The sequence below is a fragment of the Falsiroseomonas sp. RANM36 genome (assembly GCF_056682175.1).
The window spans coordinates 92,244-94,728 of record NZ_JBWXTD010000002.1; the positions used below are offsets into that span (position 1 = coordinate 92,244).

Genomic DNA, 2,485 nt, shown 5'->3' on the forward strand with positions numbered 1-2,485 from the left:
GCCCCGGCCGCCCCCCCCCCCCGCCGGGCCCCCCCCCCGGGGGGGGGCGCCGCGCCGGCCGGCACGGCGCAGCTCACCCAGGGCGAGATCCGCGGCCTGGCCGAGCAGATCGGCGAATGCTGGAGCGTGGATGCGGGGATGCTCGGCCTCGAGCAGATCGTCGTGGAGCTGCGCGTGCAGCTCGACGGCCAGGGCAATGTCCGCAACGTGGTTCCGGGCGACCGGGGCGTGCCGAGCGACGCGCGCGCTCGTGCGGTGTACGAATCGGCCCGCCGCGCGCTCTTGTCGCCGCAGTGCAACCCGCTCAGGGTCCCGGCCGACAAGATGCAGACCGTCATGGCCTCAACCTTCCGCTTCAACCCGAGGGGTCTCGTCCGATGAGCCTCCGTTCCCCCTTCCTGCTCACCCGCCGCCACGCGCTGTTCGGCGCCGGCGCGGCGATGGTGGCGCCGGGCGTGCTGTCCTGGCCGCTGATGCCGAAATCCGCGATGGCGCAGGGCGCGGTGATCGACATCACGCGCGCGCGCACCGACCCGATCCCGATCGCCATCCCGGCCATGGCCGGCGCCTCGCCCGAGGCGCAGCGGCTCGGGCGCGACATCGCGAACGTGATCCAGACCAACCTGCGCAATTCCGGCCTGTTCCGGCCGGTGGAGCGGCAGGCCTTCATCCAGTCGCCGGAGGCCGCGGCGGCCACGCCGCGCTGGCAGGACTGGCGCGTCATCGGCACCCAGGCGCTGACCACCGGCCGTGTCGAGGCGCAGGGCGACCGCGTGCGGGTGGAGTTCCGCCTGTTCGACGTGCTGGCCGAGCAGCAGATCCAGGGCACCGCCTTCACCGCCCCGGCCGCGCAGTGGCGCCGCATCGCGCATCTGATCAGCGACGTGATCTATGAGCGGATGCTGGGCGAGAAGGGGTATTTCGACACCCAGATCGTCTACATCTCGGAAAGCGGCCCGCGCGACCGACGCACGCGGCGGCTCGCGATCATGGACCAGGACGGCGAGAACCATCGCTTCCTCACCGATGGGCGCTTCCAGGCGCTGACCCCGCGCTTCCACCCGAATGCGCGCCAGATCGCCTTCATGAGCTATCTGCGCAACGAGCCGCGGGTCTATCTGTTCAACCTGGACAGCGGCCAGCAGCAGGTGCTGGGAAGCTTCCAGGGCATGACCTTCAGCCCGCGCTTCTCGCCCGATGGACGCAGCGTGATCCTCTCCGCCTCGCGCGGGGGCGACGCCAACATCTTCCTGGTGGACCTGGCCAGCCGGCGCGAGCGGCAGCTGACCTCGGGCGGGTCGCTCGACGTCTCGCCCTGCTTCTCCCCGGACGGCACGCAGATCGTGTTCAACTCGGACCGCGGGGGCGACCAGCAACTGTATGTGATGGCGGCCGATGGTTCGGGGGTGCGGCGCATCTCCTTCGGCAGCGGGCGCTACGCGACGCCGGTCTGGTCGCCGCGCGGCGACCTGATCGCCTTCACGCGCATGGCCGGCGGCCAGTTCGCCATCGGCGTGATGCGCCCCGACGGCAGCGGCGAGCGCATCCTGTCCGAGGGCTGGGCGATGGAAGGCCCGACCTTCGCGCCGAATGGCCGCGTGCTGGCCTTCTACCGCGAGACGCGGGCGAGGGGCTCGCGCGGGGAGGGGTATTCCTCCCGCCTCGCGCAGATCGACATCGCGGGCTTCAACGAGCGGCAGATCGTGACGCCCTCCGACGCCTCCGACCCGTCCTGGTCGCCGCTGCTGTCATGAGCGGTGCGGGGGCGAGCGGCCCGGGGGTTGCGCGGGCGGCATGGCCCGGCTGCGGCCTTGACGGCCCGCGAATCGTTGACCAGGCCCGTCCGCATCGGTAACGGCCGCGCAGGCGCCCACCGGGCGCGCAGCAGACAAGGGGTTGTCTCCGCATGAACATCAAGCTGATCGGCGCACTCGCCGCCATCGCCCTGCTCGGCGCCTGCCAGAGCGGCGACGAGAATGCCGCCGCCAGCGGCGCCGGCTCGGCCGCCAGCGCGGCGGGGCCGCGTCCGGGCAGCCAGGAGGACCTGGTCGCCAATGTCGGCGACCGCGTCTTCTTCGATTTCGACCGCAGCAACATCCGCGCCGACCAGCGCCCCGTGCTGGACCGCCAGGCGGAGTGGCTCGGCCGCTACCCGCAGGTTCAGGTGACGGTGGAAGGCCACACCGACGAGCGCGGCACGCGCGAATATAACCTCGCCCTCGGCCAGCGCCGCGCCAATGCGGCCCGCGACGTGCTGGTGGCGGGCGGCGTCGCGCCGGCGCGCATCTCCACCATCTCGTACGGCAAGGACCGCCCGGCCTCGCTCGGCTCCAACGAGGAAGCCTGGGCGCAGAACCGGCGCGCGGTCACCGTCGTTCGCTGACCATGGGCTCCGGCCGGGCGCCGCGGCGACGCCCCCCGCGCGGCCGGCCCCGGGGCGGGCGGCGGCGGGGCGCGGCCAGAGGCCGAGGGGGCCGACCGCCAG

General features: G+C 73.2%; 3 protein-coding genes. All 3 read left to right on the forward strand.

Annotation, left to right across the window (positions count from 1 at the left end):
* Positions 1 to 381 (forward strand): hypothetical protein (locus AC1MIR_RS01315; protein ID WP_480026386.1); only part of this gene is annotated, 381 nt, incomplete at its 5' end.
* On the forward strand, positions 378 to 1,754 hold the full coding sequence (gene tolB, locus AC1MIR_RS01320; protein WP_480026387.1) for a Tol-Pal system beta propeller repeat protein TolB: 1,377 nt from the start codon (positions 378 to 380) through the stop codon (positions 1,752 to 1,754). The genes AC1MIR_RS01315 and tolB, both read left to right, overlap by 4 nt.
* Positions 1,755 to 1,906: 152 nt before the next feature.
* Entirely contained in the window at positions 1,907 to 2,383 is a 477-nt protein-coding gene (gene pal, locus AC1MIR_RS01325; RefSeq protein WP_480026388.1) for a peptidoglycan-associated lipoprotein Pal, read from the forward strand.
* The last annotated feature ends 102 nt before the right edge of the window (positions 2,384 to 2,485 follow it).

Bases quoted from the DNA above. Each gene is read 5' to 3' on its own strand.
- pal (WP_480026388.1), top strand. From the start codon at position 1,907: ATGAACATCAAGCTGATCGGCGCACTCGCCGCCATCGCCCTGCTCGGC.
- tolB (WP_480026387.1), top strand. From the start codon at position 378: ATGAGCCTCCGTTCCCCCTTCCTGCTCACCCGCCGCCACGCGCTGTTC.